General features: G+C 73.3%; 13 protein-coding genes. 12 read left to right on the forward strand and 1 reads right to left on the reverse strand.

The features are described from left to right. Positions 1–391 precede the first annotated feature (391 nt). The 11 genes from ACL03H_RS09865 (at position 392) to ACL03H_RS09915 (ending at position 11,760) form a co-directional block, all read left to right on the forward strand. Entirely contained in the window at positions 392–700 is a 309-nt protein-coding gene (locus ACL03H_RS09865) for a hypothetical protein (protein WP_412810830.1), read from the forward strand. A 6-nt stretch (positions 701–706) separates the two neighbouring features. Continuing rightward, positions 707–1,288: a hypothetical protein gene (locus ACL03H_RS09870; RefSeq protein WP_412810831.1), complete on the forward strand. Its 582-nt coding sequence runs from the start codon at positions 707–709 to the stop codon at positions 1,286–1,288. Further along, positions 1,263–4,169: an ATP-binding protein gene (locus tag ACL03H_RS09875; RefSeq protein ID WP_412810832.1), complete on the forward strand. Its 2,907-nt coding sequence runs from the start codon at positions 1,263–1,265 to the stop codon at positions 4,167–4,169. The genes ACL03H_RS09870 and ACL03H_RS09875 overlap by 26 nt, the downstream gene beginning before the upstream one ends. Then, positions 4,166–6,121, forward strand: coding sequence for a hypothetical protein (locus ACL03H_RS09880; RefSeq protein WP_412810833.1), 1,956 nt, complete (start codon positions 4,166–4,168; stop codon positions 6,119–6,121). Before ACL03H_RS09875 ends, ACL03H_RS09880 begins: the two co-directional genes overlap by 4 nt. An 89-nt stretch (positions 6,122–6,210) precedes the next feature. Beyond that, positions 6,211–6,792, forward strand: coding sequence for a hypothetical protein (locus ACL03H_RS09885; protein WP_412810834.1), 582 nt, complete (start codon positions 6,211–6,213; stop codon positions 6,790–6,792). A gap of 1 nt (position 6,793) precedes the next feature. Beyond that, complete coding sequence (locus tag ACL03H_RS09890; protein WP_412810835.1) at positions 6,794–7,891, forward strand: C40 family peptidase; 1,098 nt, start codon at positions 6,794–6,796, stop codon at positions 7,889–7,891. Positions 7,892–8,113: 222 nt separating this feature from the next. Continuing rightward, a complete protein-coding gene (locus tag ACL03H_RS09895) occupies positions 8,114–8,572 on the forward strand; it encodes a hypothetical protein (RefSeq protein WP_412810836.1) in 459 nt (152 codons plus the stop codon). Positions 8,573–8,675: 103 nt separating this feature from the next. Beyond that, positions 8,676–8,861 carry a hypothetical protein gene (locus ACL03H_RS09900; RefSeq protein WP_412810837.1) on the forward strand — a complete coding sequence of 62 codons (186 nt, stop codon included), beginning with the start codon at positions 8,676–8,678 and terminating at the stop codon, positions 8,859–8,861. 6 nt (positions 8,862–8,867) lie between these two features. Beyond that, the gene (locus ACL03H_RS09905) at positions 8,868–10,352 is read left to right on the forward strand and encodes an RNB domain-containing ribonuclease (protein ID WP_412810838.1); all 1,485 of its coding nucleotides are present in this window, start codon (positions 8,868–8,870) and stop codon (positions 10,350–10,352) included. Between the two features lie 296 nt (positions 10,353–10,648). After that, a complete protein-coding gene (gene npdG / locus ACL03H_RS09910; RefSeq protein ID WP_412810839.1) occupies positions 10,649–11,314 on the forward strand; it encodes an NADPH-dependent F420 reductase in 666 nt (221 codons plus the stop codon). 41 nt (positions 11,315–11,355) lie between these two features. Further along, entirely contained in the window at positions 11,356–11,760 is a 405-nt protein-coding gene (locus tag ACL03H_RS09915; protein WP_412810840.1) for a DUF4326 domain-containing protein, read from the forward strand. Between the two features lie 234 nt (positions 11,761–11,994). Here ACL03H_RS09915 and panB read toward each other — a convergent pair whose 3' ends face one another. After that, positions 11,995–12,861 carry a 3-methyl-2-oxobutanoate hydroxymethyltransferase gene (panB, locus tag ACL03H_RS09920; RefSeq protein WP_412810861.1) on the reverse strand — a complete coding sequence of 289 codons (867 nt, stop codon included), beginning with the start codon at positions 12,859–12,861 and terminating at the stop codon, positions 11,995–11,997. 324 nt (positions 12,862–13,185) lie between these two features. Between panB and ACL03H_RS09925 the strand changes: the two genes are divergently transcribed. Beyond that, positions 13,186–14,400: a cytochrome P450 gene (locus tag ACL03H_RS09925; RefSeq protein WP_412810841.1), complete on the forward strand. Its 1,215-nt coding sequence runs from the start codon at positions 13,186–13,188 to the stop codon at positions 14,398–14,400. The last annotated feature ends 19 nt before the right edge of the window (positions 14,401–14,419 follow it).

Consider the following 14,419-nt stretch of genomic DNA (forward strand, 5'->3'; position numbering starts at 1 on the left):
ATCACGTCCGGGTGGCGGGCGTCGAGCGGTGAGGAGATCGCCGGATCGGTGCCCGTGATCGGGTTCCAGCGCCCCGCAGCGGGGTGTGCGGAATTCCACTGACCGGCCGATTCGTGCACGGTGCGTGAGGAGGGGGCTCGCAACAGGGTGAACGATCAGGAGTTCCCGATCCGGCGCGGGTTCGACCGCCGCCCCTCTGCCCCCGTTGATCCATTCGAGGTAAGCCCGATCGGCGCAGTCGATGGCTGAGCGGGTGCGCAGCGCTACCCGATGGCGCCGGATCAGCCACTACTGCTGGTGACCGTGTCATGTTCTACTCGTATCGTCGCGACCGGAAGATCCGGACGGACGCATCCGCCCGACGACCCTTCACGCACTCAGGGGTAACAAGATGACCGCCATGCCGCTGGAAACGTTGGCGCACGTGAACGTGCTGGCCGCGCTCGACCCGCTGGCGCAGCAGACAGGTCTCGGGACCGAAGGCATCCGCGGGTGGATCATCAACAACCTGCTGCCGCTGCTGCTGCTCGCCGTCGCGCTGCTGCTGCTGTGGCTCGGTGGCGGCAAGGGCGACAACGCGGGCGTGATGCGCCGCGTCATGGGCGTCTTCGTCGCGCTCGCCCTGATCGGCTTCGCGGTCACCGGAGCGGGCGTGGACATCGGGACGTTCATCGCCGGCCTGTTCAGCACCAGCGGGTGATCGCCAGTGCGGATCCGCACCGATGACGAGATCTACCGGGTGGACGCCGTCTGGCTCGGTCCGCCGAAGGCGACGTTCCCCTGGCGGGTGCGCTACGTGGCGTGGGGCGTCGGGACCGTGGTCCTGCTGTTGGTCCTCGCCGTGGAACGGCGGATGAACATCGGCTTCGGCTTCTTCTCGACGGCCTGGGCCGTGGTCATCACGATCGTGGTTACGCGGATCGTGTGCTCCCGGATCACCCACGAACGGCCGCTGGGAGCGGTCATGGTGATGTGGTTGCGTGAGCTGACCGCGCCGCGGGAGCGCACCACCGGCAGCGGCGGAGCGGCGGGCGCGGACCGGATCAAGGTGCGCGCCGACCGGCCACGACCCAAGCAGAAGCAGCCCAGACAACCCACCCAGCGCGGCCGATCCACCCCGGCGCCGCAGGCCCGGCGGTCCGGTCGGCCCCAGCGCGGGACCCAGCCGGCCGGGAGTTCCACCAGGCAGGCCCGCCGTCCCAGGAAGTCCGCGGGACGCACCGACGCCGCAGGCGGGCGTGCGCGTAGCAAGGAGGTTCGCGGTGTTCGGTCGCCGTCGAGGCGGTGAGCGCCAGGCCCACGGGCAGGGCGCGCCCCAACGCACCCCGCAGGGCAGGGCTGCGAAGCGGGGCGGGGCGAAGAAGCGGCAGGACCGCAGGCTCCCCGGGGAGCAGTCGCTGCCGTCGTACACGCCGTCCATCGCCGCGCGGTCCATCGACGGTCACCTGCTGCGCACCGGCCAGGACGTGTTCGCCTGGTACCGGCTCTCGCCGCAGCGCTGGTCGTTCCGCTCGGACTCGCAGCGCCAGGACCTGATCGCCGCGATCGCCGGGCAGTACGCCGAGCTCCAGGGCCGCTGGATGCACCTGCGCGTCACCAGCCGCCCGTACCCGATCCGGATGTGGGCCGAGGCGCACGTGCACAACGCGCGCGGTGCGCTGCCCGACGTGCCCGGGGCGCTGAGCTTCGACGACTACATGGTCGGCGAGCAGCAGCAGCTGATGGGCCGTTCGATGGCGGAGAAGGAGGTCTACCTCGGCGTCCAGGTGCAGACCCGCAACGTGGTCGACCGCGCCGTGGAGACCGCCGCCCCGCTGCTGCGCCGGGTGTTCCCGGAGGCCGTGGACGCCGAGCTCGTCGCCCTCGACAGCGAGATCGAGCACCTGGACCAGGTGATCGGTTCCGCCGGGCTGGACGGACGCCCGGTGACGGCCGAGGAGATCTCCTGGCTGATGCACCGATCCTGCTCGCTGGGTCTGCCCGCGCCGCGCAACCTGCCCGCCGTGCCGGGAGCGCAGTGGGAACCGGAGGACCTGGCCTCGTTCACCGACGCGGCCGACATGCACCAGGAGCCCTACGCGCCGACCGCCACGGTCCGCGGCCGCACCGGCTCCAACGCGGGCATCACCCGGCACGTCGCGGTGCTCACCGTGGGCCAGAGCCACGGCCTCCAGATCCCGGAGATCGACGACCCGTGGATCCAGCACTCCGACCGGCTGCCGGCCCCCGTCGAGTGGTCGGCGCGGATCTACGTCCGCCGGCCCGAGGACGTGGGCGGCGAGTTGCAGCGCCAGATGAACAAGGTGCGCTCCCAGGTCCGGCACTACACCGAGGAGCACGGCCTGGAGCCGCCGACCTCGCTGGCCCGGCAGGCGGGCCGGGTGCTGGAGATCGACGACGAGATGACCACCGGCTTCACCGCGCTGGCCACCCGGGTGCGCTCCTGGTGGCGGCTGGCGGTGTCCGGTCCGACCGAGCGCGACGCGCTGCGGCTCGCCCAGCAGATCCTGGACCTCTACAAGCCGAAGGTCGCCGTCGAGCACCCCGAGGCGCAGTACGCGATGGCCCGCGAGTTCATCCCCGGTGAGCAGCTGGCCTCCGGCGCGTACATGCGGCGCGGCTCGGTGCTGTGGGCCGCGGCGGCGGTCCCGCAGGCCACCGCGGAGGTCGGCGACCGGCGCGGCGTCCTGCTCGGCGAGACCTGCACCGCGACCCGGCGGCCGGTGGCCTGGGACCCGTGGATGGCGCAGGAGGTCCGGGACGCCTCGGGCCTGACCGCGATGGTGGCGGGCCTGGGCGGCGGGAAGTCGTTCCTCGGGGGCGGGACGGTCTACAAGACCCTCCGCGCGGGGGCGCACTGGACGCTGCTGGACCCGTCGGGCCCGCTGGCGGAGCTGTGCAAGCTGCCGGAGCTGGCGCCCTACGCGCGGCCGATCAACCTGCTCAACGCCCAGCCCGGCATCCTCAACCCGTACCGGGTGGTGGCCGAGCCGCAGCTGGAGCACTTCGTCGACGAGGACGACCCGGAGCGCAGCTGGCGCCGGGAGCGGGCGCTGTCCGCCGCGACCCGGCGGCGGCTGGTGCTCGACGTGCTCACCGGCCTGCTGCCCTACGAGGTGGCCCGGCTCCCGCAGACCCGGATCGTGCTGCTGCGCGCCGTGCGCGCGGTGGGCGGCCGTCCGGACGCGCACCCGGGCATGGTGTTCGAGGCGCTGCGCCGCGACGCCTCCGAGCACCACGAGCACGCGGTGGTCGTCGCCGACTTCCTCGACGAGATCCGCGAGCGCATGTCGCTGCTGATCCCGGAGGCCGACGCCGACCCGTACTCGGAGACCCGCGAGGACCGGCTCACGGTGCTGACCATGGCCGGGCTGACGTTGCCGAAGGACGGCGTCGGGCGCGAGCACTGGACCGACGCCGAGGCGCTCGGCGTGGAGATGCTCAACCTGGCGGCCTGGCTGACCCAGCGCTCCGTCTACGAGCGGCCGAAGAACGAGCGCAAGGGCGTCTGGATCGACGAGGCGTTCTTCCTCTCCGAGGTGCCGACGGGCCGGGTGCTGATGAACCGGTTCGCCCGCGACTCCCGGAAGTGGAACGTCCGGGTCCTGCTGTCCAGCCAGATCCCGGCGGACTTCCTGCGCATCCAGGGCTTCGTCTCGCTGCTGGACTCGGTGTTCGTCGGCAGGCTCGACGACGACCAGGCCCAGTCCGACGCGCTGCGGTTGCTGAAGGTCCCGGTCGGCGCCGGGTACGAGCAGGTCGTCTCGGCGCTGGGCCGCAGGCCCGGGCCGGCGCGCAACAGCACCGAGCGCGACCGCGCGCCCCGGCAGTTCATCTTCGGCGACGGCGCGGGCGGCGTGGAGCGGATCCGGATCGACTTCGGCGGCCCGCACCTGGAGCACCTGCGCGAGGCGCTGGACACCACCCCGGCCACCAGCGAGTCCGAACAGGACCTGCGCGCGCTGCCGGGCGCGGAGGGGGCGGCGAACTCCGACACCCCGCCGCTGCCCGCCCCGCCACCGGTGCCGCGGGACGACTACCCCGACGACATCGAGGGCTTCGACGAGTTCGAGCTCGAAACCGTGGGCATCGGCCCCGGCGAGGAACGCGGCAACGGCACCGACCGCTCGCAGCAGCGGCCCGGTCGAGGCGGAGACGAACTGCGGTGAGCGGACTGGTCGCTCCCACGATCATGGCGGCGGTGATCGTGGCGGTGATCCGGGCCGCGAAGCGCAGGCCGTCCCGGCGCGCCCGGGGCCGTCGTCCGGCCGTGCTGCTGGTCGGCGCGCTGGTGGCGATCCAGGCGCTGATCGGGGCCCCGGCCTCGGCGCAGGGCCTGGACTGCAAGGAGGCGCCGAACCCGGAGCGCCCCGGCTCGGGCATGGTCGGTGCGATCGACCCCGCCCCGCTGGGGTCGGGCCAGCCGGGCAGCGCCTACGACGAGGTGGCCTACGCCGGAACGGTGTGGAACACCTACGACCTCGGCTGCGGTCCGCAGGGCGTGACCAACCCGAACGCGCTGGTCGACACGTGGCTCGGCAACGAGCTGTTCAACGTGGCCAAGAACCTCGTCGGCGCCACCAACGGGCTGCACTACGCGCTGCTCAACGGCGAGCTGATGGGGCCGTTGGACGACCTCATCGCCACCGGCACGGTCGCGCTCTACGACAGCGTGTTCACGCCCTGGTTCGGGGTGGCCGCGCTGGTCCTGGCGGTGCTGCTGTTCCGCTACATCTGGCAGGGCGACCTGGCGGCGATCGGCAAGCGGACCATGTGGGCGCTGGCCGGCCTGTGGTTCGCCTCCGCGACCTACCTCACGCCGATGATCTACACGCACGCCCTCGACGAGATCGTGATCACCGGGACCTCGGCGGTGCAGGCCGGGTTCCTGCAACAGGTCGGGGTGGACGAGGCCAACACGCTGCCGACCGTGCTGCACGACCAGGTCGTCTACCGCAACTGGCTGCGCGGCGAGTTCGGCTCGCCCGACACCCCGCAGGCCAACGAGCTCGGCCGGGAACTGCTGCGCGCCCAGGCGTGGACCAAGCAGGAGGTCGCGGCGGGTGCCGACGCGGGTTCGCCGGAGCCGAAGAAGCAGGCCTTCGAGAACGTCGCGGGCCGGATGGGCAGCGCCTACGGCTACTTCCAGGGTCTCGACGGCAGCCGTGTCGGCGCCGCGATGCTGGCGCTGGTGCAGAGCCTCGCGTTCGCCTCGTTCCAGCTGATGGCGAAGGCGGCGATCCTGCTCGCGCAGGTGCTGCTGCGGGTGCTGATCCTCGCCGGGCCGCTGATCGGCCTGGTGGCGCTGCTCAACCACCAGATCCTGCGCGCGGTGGGCCGGGTCGCGGGCGCGGCGATGCTCAACGTGCTGGTGATCGCGGCGATGGCTGGGCTGCACACCTGGGTGCTGGCCTGGATCTTCAACCCGCTGCGGGCGTTCCCGGTGCTCACCCAGATCCTGCTGGCCGGGCTGGTGACGATCGTGTTCATCATGGTCGGCAAACCGGTCCGCCGGATGGGCCAGATGGTGCAGCTGTCCATCGGCGGCACCGGAGGGGTCGCGCAGGCCTCGCGCGGGGTGTTCGGCCGGATGCGCGGTCGCGGCTCCGCCGAGGACCCCAGCGGCCAGTTCTGGGATCAGGTCCGCGAGTCCGACCCCGACGCGCCCCCGCCGGACCCGGCCGGGCGGCGCGGCAGCGGGCAGACCCGGCCGGAGGCGGAGCACCAGACCGTCTCGGCCTCGGCGCAGCGGATGGACCGGCAGTCGATGCCGTGGACGGCGCTGCCCGGCAGCGCCGCCCCCACGAGCGCCGGTGGCGCGGGATCGCCCGCGCTGCCCGGGTCGGGCCCGGCCGAGGTGCGCCGGCCCGGCGGCCCGGCCGCGGCCCTGCCCGAGGGCAGGCCGAGCCGGGTGGTGAACACCGCGCCGGTCGTGGACGCCCCGTGGGACCGGCGGGAGGAGGACCCGGTGCTGGTGCCGTCCCGGACGGACGTCGCGGCGATGCCCGCCGCCGAGCCGATGGCGCCGCGCCGCGCGGACATGGAAGTGGTGGCGGGCAAGCCGGTGCACGTGGTCTACCGGCCTTCTCGAGGACTCGAGGTGGCCGATGAGGACTACTGATCGCCCGCGCGGGCGAGGAGTGTCGGGCACGCAACGAACGCAGCGGGCCGGGGCGCGCCCCCGGTCGGCGGGGTGAAGGGGAACGGGCCATGCCGATCCGGACGCATCGGGGACGCGCCGCGGTCTACCGGAGGCTGTGGGGCTGGCCGCTGCGCTCGCCGAAGCACCTGGTGAGCGCGCTGGTCGTCCTCGCCGCCGCGGCCACCGCGATCAGCTTCGCGCTGCCCGACCCGCCGCCCTCGCCGAGCCGTCAGGACCGGCCGGCGCAGGTCGGGCAGCCGCAGGCCGCGCCGGCCCCGCAGACCCCGACCGCCGCGCCGCCGCGCATCTCGGTGCCGAACACACCGGTCGCCCCCGCCCCGCCGGACCCGGCCGGGGTGCGGGTCGTCGAGGCGTGGGGCCAGAAGTGGGCCACGCACCCGCCGGGCACGGCGGCCCCGGAGTGGGTCGAGGGCCTCCGCCCCTACACCACCGACGAGTTCATCACCGTCATGGCCTCGGTGGATCCGGCCAACGTGCCGTCCACCCGGATCACCGGCCCGGCAACGCCGGTGCGCTCCACCGCGACCTCGATGGGCGTGCGGTTGCCGACCGACGCCGGGGAGATCGAGGTCGACGTGATGAAGACCCCGCAGGGATGGCGCGTCTCCGGCTACAACAAGGTGAGCTGACATGCGAAAACTCGTGGTGGCGATCGTGGTGCTCGCCGGCTTCGCCGGATTGGCCGGGCTCGGGGCGTTCGTGGTCGTGCTCTCCGGAATGCAGGGCGCGCAGAGCTGGTCGCGCTGCAGCGCCGACCTCGGGCCGTGGGGCGACGGCGCGGGCCGCGGCGAGCGCGACGCCGGATCCCTCGACCAGGAGTCCGTGGGCATCGTGAAGTCGATCATCATGATCGGCAAGGAGCGGGACCTGCCGCCGCGCGCTTGGCAGATCGCGATCCAGGCGGGCAAGACCGAGTCGAACCTGGCGAACCTGACCCACGGCGACCGGGACTCGCTGGGCATCTTCCAGATGCGGCCCTCGATGGGCTGGGGCAGCGTCGCGCAGGTCACCGACGTCGAGTACCAGATCAACAAGTTCTACGACGTGCTGCTCGAGGTCCCGGGGTGGGAGGACATGCAGCCCGGCACCGCCGCGCAGAAGGTGGAGCGCTCCGCCTACCCGCTGCGCTACCACGAGTGGGAGTCGATGGCCGCGCACCTGGTCAGCGTGGAGGGCCAGGTCGCGGGCTTCAGCGGCTGCGAGGACCTGCCCGCGGCGAGCGTGCTGGCGGGCAAGGCGCTGTCGTTCGCCGACGACCAGCTCGGCAAGCCCTACGTGTGGGGCGCGGCCGGGCCGGACTCCTTCGACTGCTCCGGTCTCACCCAGATGGCGTGGAAGGCGTCCGGGGTGGACATCCCGAAGTACTCGCGCTCGCAGTACAGCCAGGGCGGGGTGCACGTGCCGCTGACCCAGGCCCAGCCCGGTGACCTCGTGTTCTGGGGCGCGGGCCGGGATCCGGGCGCGATCCACCACGTTGCGCTCTACCTCGGCAACGACGAGATCCTGCACGCGCCGCAGCCCGGTGAGTCGGTGGAGCGCACCGAGATCTGGGACGGCGGGGAGCTGCTGCCGACGGTGGTGCGCCCCGCCACCGACGCCCCGGTGCCGCCGCAGGTGTCGACCCCGCCGTCGACCTCGCCGTCGACCCCCACCCCGGCACCGGGGGACCAGTCGGTCGCTCCCAGCGCTCCGCAACCGGTCGACCAGCCCGTCCGGCAGCCGGTGTAGCCGGGGAGCGGCAACCGGGTCAGGCCTCGCCGACGTGGTGCGGAGCCGGGCGACACGACCCCGGGACCGCTGATCGAGCCGGTCCGCTGTGGCAATCTTGGTCGGGGGCCGACTCGTCGGCCCGACCTGGCGGCGCGCGGGTCCCGCGGCCCGTTCCCGCCGCGTGCGCGAGGCGCGCACCGCCGATCCGGTGCGCGTCCGGCGGCTATCCCGGGAGGAAGCATGTTCACCCCAGACCCCATTCCGAGGCGATCCGCTCCTCCGGCGTCGAGCACGCCCCTGGGCGACTACCTGTCGCGCGCCGGGCACGGGGTCGACGCCGGGTACGCGGTGCTGCCCCGCTCCTTGGCGGAATCGATGCCGTTGCCGTGGCAGCAGCACATGCGCTACCTGCTCGCCGAGTTCCACCAGGCCTTCGGGCACCTGCAGTGGCCGGTGTACCGCGTGGTGCCCTCGCGCTACGAACGGCTGGTGGACCTCGACGAGGACCAGCTCGCCGAGGTCGGCTGCACGGTGGAGGTCGGGGACAGCGGCGAGCTGGAGTACCGGATGCGCGACGGCAGGCGCATCGAGAACCCGGAGGCCCAGCAGGTCCTGGTGTCCTGCTTGGACCCCATCCCGCGCCGCAACCCGGCCGGCCCGCCGCCCGCGCCGGGAGCTCCGCCGCCGCCCGCCTGGTGAGCCGCCGAGCGGACGCGGCGGACGGCGCCCGGCGTGCGCGTCCTCGCACGGTGGACCGTCCGGAGGCGTGACACGAGGCGGTCCCGCGTGCGAGGCTCGAAGCATGGCCCGCGAAGGTTGGTACTTCTGCTTGAAGCACCGGCAGGTCGAGCCCGCCGCGGGATGCCGCGCCGCCGACCGGCTGGGGCCCTACCCGGACCGCGCGGCGGCCGAACACGCGCTCGAACTCGCGAAGGAGCGCACCGACTCCGCCGACGAGGCCGACCGCCGCTGGTCCGAGGGGGATTGAGCGGCGATGGCGACGGCGCGGGTACCACGTGGTGGCACCGATGCCGTCGTCGCGGCCCGCTCCGGCGGCGCTGGTCCGCCGCGGCCCCGGCGGGCCGCTGAGTTCCCCTGCGACTTCTCGACCGTGCGAGCGGACTTCGGCCTGCCCGCGGAATTCCCCACGGCCGCGCTCGGCGAAGTCGAGCAGACCGTCGCCTCGCCGGTGCTGGAGGTGGGCCGGGAGGACGCGACCGACCTGCCGCTGGTCACGGTCGACCCGCTGGGTGCGAAGGACCTGGACCAGGCGGTGCTGCTGACCCGGCGCGGCCGGGGCTTCCGCGTGGACTACGCGATCGCCGACGTCGCCGCCTTCGTGCGGCCGGGCGGGGCGCTGGACGCGGAGGTGCGCCGCCGGGGGCAGACGCTGTACCTGCCGGACGGGAACGTGCCGCTGCACCCGACGCTGTTATCGGAGGGCGCGGCGAGCCTGCTGCCCGACCAGGTGCGGCCCGCCGTGCTGTGGACGATGGACCTGGACGCGGACGGATCGCCGGTGCGAACGCGGGTCCGCCGGGCCGTGGTGCGCTCGGTCGCCCAGCTGGACTACGAGACGGTGCAGCGCTCGCTGCGAGCGGGAACCGCGCACCCCTCGATCGAACTGCTGCCCCGCATCGGCAGGCTGCGGCGCGAGCACGCCGTGCGGCGCGGGGCGATCGAGCTGGGGCTCCCGGAGCAGCAGGTCGAGCCTGACGAGGCCGGCGGCTGGCGGGTGTCGCTGCGGCCCCGGCTCGTGGTGGAGGAGTGGAACGCGGAGATCTCGCTGCTCACCGGCATGTGCGCGGCGGAGCTGATGCTGGAGGCCGGCGTGGGGATCCTGCGCACGGTGCCGGACCCGGAGCCGCCGACGGTCGCGGCGTTGCGCCGCTCGGCCGAGCGGCTGGGCGTGGTGTGGCCGGAGGACCTGCCGCCGGCCGAGGCGCTGGCGGGCCTGGACCCGGTGCGCCCGGAAGCCCTGGCGGTGCACGTGGCGGCCACCCGGCTGCTGCGCGGGGCGGGCTACACCGCGTTCGACTCCGGCCCGCCGTCGAAGTCGCGGCACGCGGGCATCGGCGCGTCCTACGCGCACGTCACCGCCCCGCTGCGGCGGTTGGTGGACCGCTACGCCACCGAGGTGTGCTTGGCCGCCGCCGAGGGCAGCGAGGTGCCGGAGTGGGTGCGGCAGGCGCTGCCCGCGCTGCCCTCGGCGATGGGGTCCTCGGACCGGGTGGCCGCCCAGGTCGAGCGGGCGTGCCTGGCGCAGGCCCAGGCGTGGGCGCTGGCAGGCCGGGCGGGCACGGTGTTCTCGGCGACGGTGCTGCGCGCCGGTGCCGGCGATGGCGAGGTGTTCATCCCGGAGCCGCCGGTGATCGCCCGTTGCGAGGGCGAGGATCTCACCGGTGGCCGCCGCATCCGGGTCCGCCTCACCCGCGCCGACCCCCGCACCCGCGAGGTCTCCTTCACCCGGGCCCCCTGACCGCGATTTCTCGCGAAATCTCGCCCCGCCAACCCGGTCCCACCGCGATTTCTCGCGAAATCGTGCCCCGCCTGCCGTCCCTGACCGCGATTTCTCGCGAAATCTCGCCTTGCCCACTCGGTCTCACCGCGATTTCTCGCGAAATCTCCGGGGTGGGGGCGTGCGAACGGGTGATACCGGGGCGAGGGGGTGGTGCCGTTCAGTGGGACGGAGCACAGCGGAGCCGCCTGGCGGAGCCCGCGCCGCGTGCGGATCGTGGGAGGGCAACGTCGCGATGACAGACGAGGAGGCCCGTCGTGGCTGAGGTGCGCGAGATGACCGTCGGTGTGCTCGGAGGCACCGGCGCGCAGGGCAAGGGCTTGGCGATCAGGTGGGCGGCGGCCGGGCTGCGGGTGGTGATCGGCTCGCGCAAGGCCGACCGCGCGCGGGACGCGGCGAGCGAGATCGCCGAGGTCGCGGGTGGCCGGGTCACCGGTGCGGACAACGCGGAGACCGCCGCGAGCGCGGACCTCGTGCTCGTCGCGCTGCCCTGGGACGGGCACGCGGAGACCCTGGAGTCGCTGCGCCCGCAGCTCGCCGGGAAGATCGTCGTGGACTGCGTGAACCCGCTCGGCTTCGACGCGAAGGGCCCGTACCCGCTGGAGGTGCCGGAGGGCAGCGCCGCCCAGCAGGCGGCCGCGCTGCTCCCGGACTCGCGGGTCACGGCGGCCTTCCACCACGTCTCGGCGGTGACCCTGGCGGACCTGTCGGTGGAGCACGTCGACCTCGACGTGCTGGTGCTCGGCGACGACCGCGAGGCCACCGACGTGGTCCGGGCGCTCGCGGGCACGATCCCCGGGGTGCGCGGCATCTTCGGTGGCCGGCTGCGCAACGCGCACCAGGTGGAGGCGCTCACCGCGAACCTCATCGCGATCAACCGCCGCTACAAGGCGCACGCCGGCCTGCGCATCACGGACGTGTGAGGCGGCCCCGGTCCGGGATACCCGGACGGGAGGAGGTGGTCGTGGTGGGGAAGCCCGACCAGCTGCCGTCGGAGGCGGCGGCGTGGACCGATGACGAGCGCGAGCGCGGCGGTCAGCTGCTCGACGGCCGGGCCGTGGTGGTGAACGTGCGCAAGAACGGACCGCACCGGCACCTGCTGCCGTGGCTGGAGGACCGGGGACTGCTGACCTACGTCGGGCATTCCGGGCCGCGGCACTCCTGGCCCGCCTCGGACTTCGCGAGCCCGTTCGTGAAGGAGGCGAAGTCGGACCGGGAGGGGATGGTCCGCCACTACGAGCAGTGGCTCGACGAGCAGCCCGACCTGCTGCACCGCCTCCGCGAGGGCGAGCTCAGCGGCCGGGCCCTGGGCTGCTGGTGCGCCCCCGAGCCCTGCCACGCCGACGTCCTCGCCCGCAGAGCGGGTTGAGCGAGCGGACCGTTGGTCCCAACCGGTTGGTCGAACGGTCCGCTCGCCCGGGAACCGACCCGGGTTGGACGGCCCGCCGGTACGAGCGGCCCGCCCACCCGGTGCTCAGGTTCGCGGCGAGCGGACCGGTGGTCTCCTCGCGTTGGTCGAACGGTCCGCTCGCCCCGAAGCGGAGCTGGGGGAGCGGACCGTCGGTCCGGTCGCGCCGGACGGGCGGTCCGCTCACCCGGTCTCCTACTGGAAGGAGTGCTCCGCCGCCGGGAAGGAACCGCCGCGGACGTCGTCCGCGAAGCGGGTGGCGGCGTCGGCGAGGACGCCACCGAGGTCGGCGTAGCGCTTGACGAAGCGGGCGGTGCGCCCGGTGTTCATGCCCGCCATGTCGGTCCACACCAGCACCTGCGCGTCGGTGTCCGGCCCGGCGCCGATGCCGACGGTGGGGATGCGCAGCTCGCCGGTGATCCGCTTGGCGGCCTCGGCGGGCACCATCTCCAGCACCACCGCGAACGCCCCGGCCTCCTGCAACGCCAGTGCGTCGTCGAGCAGCGCGTCGGCCTGCTCGCCGCGTCCCTGCACCCGGTAGCCGCCGAGCCCGTGCTCGCTCTGCGGCGTGAACCCGAGGTGCCCCATCACGGGGACACCGGCCGCGACGAGCGCCTCGACCTGGCCCGCGTAGCGGCGGCCGCCTTCGAGCTTGACCGCGTGCGCGCGCCCCTCCTTCATGAACCGGGCGGCGGTCCCCAGCGCCTGCTCCGGGGAGGCCTGGTAGGAGCCGAACGGCAGGTCGGCCACGACGAGGGCGTGCTCAGCGGCGCCGGTGACGGCGCGGACCAGGGGCAGCAGCTCGTCGACGGTCACCGGTAGCGAGGACTCGTAGCCGTAGACGTTGTTGGCCGCCGAGTCACCGACGAGCAGCACCGGGATCCCGGCCTGGTCGAAGATCCGGGCGGTGTACATGTCGTAGGAGGTGAGCATCGGCCAGCTCTCGCCGCGCTCCTTGAGCTGGTGCAGGTGGGGGATGCGGACCCTGCGCCGGGCGGGGGTGGACCCGTACGGGGCGGCGGTCTCGCCGGAGGGGGGCTGCGGTGCGTGTGCAGCAGTCATCATCGACCGTCCTTAATCCTCAAGGCCCGCGCGCGGGTCCCTGGGCGTGTCACGACGTCTTGCAGGTTCCAGGGTGACACGCAACGCGGTGCTGGGAGCCGGTCGGAGGAGGGACGTCACAGCGTCCGGACGTCCGCGGCCGCAACGCCGTCGCATCGCACGGCTCCACCTGGGGGGCGGCCGAACGCAGCAACGTGCCGTTGGGAGGGCCACGGTCGGCCCAGCGCGTTGCGCCCTCCGGGTCACATCAAGATCATCTGCTGGACCTGGTTCGGTTCAGCTGCCTAGCCTGTGCCGGTTGCAATGCATTGAAGAGGGAGCAGCATGACCGCGGCCCAACAGGCTCCAGACATCTTGTCCCCGGAGTTCGCCACCGATCCCTACCCGTTCTACCGGGTGCTGCGGGACGACTACCCGCTCCTGTGGCACGAAGCGACCCAGAGCTACATCGTCTCCCGCTACGAGGACGTCAAGCGCGCCTTCCGGGAGCCGGTGTTCACCACCCAGAACTACGACTGGCAGCTGGAACCGGTGCACGGCCGGACCATCCTGCAGTTGGACGGCCGGGAGCACGCGGTGCGGCGCGCGCTGGTCGCCCCCGCCTTCCGGGGCAGCGAGCTGCAGGAGAAGTTCCTGCCGGTGATCCGCCGCAACTCGCGGGCGCTGATCGACACCTTCCGCGGCACCGGGCAGGTCGACCTCGTCTCCGACTACGCCACGAAGTTCCCGATCAACGTGATCGCGGACATGCTGGGCCTGCGCGAGGAGGATCGCGGTCGCTTCCAGGGCTGGTACACGTCGATCATCGCGTTCCTCGGCAACCTGAGCCAGGACGAGGCGGTCGTCGAGGCCGGGATGCGCACCCGCGAGGAGTTCGCGGAGTACATGATCCCGGTGATCCGGGAGCGCCGGGAGAACCTGGGCGACGACCTGCTCTCCACGCTGTGCACGGCGGAGATCGACGGCACCAGGATGAGCGATGAGGACATCAAGGCGTTCTGCAGCCTGCTGCTCGCGGCCGGAGGGGAGACGACGGACAAGGCGATCGCCGCCCTGTTCCTGAACCTGCTCCAGCACCCGGAGCAGCTGGCGGCGGTGCGCGCGGACCGCGAGCTCATCCCGCAGGCCTTCGCCGAGACGCTGCGCTTCACCCCGCCGGTGCACATGATCATGCGCCAGCCCGCGGCGGACGTGGAGCTCTCCGGCGGCGTGATTCCCGCCGGCAGCACGGTGACCTGCCTGATCGGGGCGGCGAACCGGGACGACCAGCACTACGCGGACCCGGAGTCCTTCGACGTGTTCCGCGAGGACCTGCCCGCCCGCACCTCGTTCACCGCTGCCGCGGACCACCTCGCGTTCGCCTTGGGCAGGCACTTCTGCGTCGGCGCGCTGCTGGCGAAGTCGGAGATCGAGGTCGGGATCAACGACCTGCTGGACGCGATGCCGGATCCCGTGCTGGCTCCCGGGTTCGAGCCCGCGGAGCTCGGCGTGTTCACGCGCGGACCGCAATCGGTGCCGGTGCGTTTCACCCCGGCGTGAGGTCGCGGGGCCGCGCCCG

The sequence above is a fragment of the Saccharopolyspora antibiotica genome, assembly GCF_047200635.1.
In the GTDB taxonomy this organism is placed as follows: Bacteria; Actinomycetota; Actinomycetes; order Mycobacteriales; family Pseudonocardiaceae; genus Saccharopolyspora_C.